Below are 248 nucleotides of genomic sequence, written 5' to 3'. Positions count from 1 at the left end.
AGCAAGCCGAGTTTGTGGCGTTTTCGCAAGGTCATGCTGCAACGCGGGCTACCGAAGAACTATGTTAATGTCATGGTGATGCTTTACTTGATCACCCAGTTAGGTAACGCCAAAACGGTTACGACAACATTGCCAAATGTTCTCGGGCGCCCAGCAATCAGCTTCGAGCAATATGTTCATGATTATCGGGCAGAATTTCTACCTAAACCGCTGTCGTGAGCAGATGATTTTAATCAACAGACTTAACA

Annotated in this window: 1 pseudogene; it reads left to right on the top strand. The window is 46.0% G+C overall.

Features of this window, described 5'->3' with window-relative positions:
* A pseudogene (locus AC6UC9_RS07035) lies at positions 1–219 on the top strand (SDR family NAD(P)-dependent oxidoreductase); the annotation flags it as partial.
* Positions 220–248 lie beyond the last annotated feature (29 nt).

It is taken from the genome of Fructilactobacillus sp. X7R4C1 (genome assembly GCF_059901115.1).
Note: the sequence above shows the minus strand (reverse complement) of the source record. Positions and strands in the feature narration are given on the sequence as shown.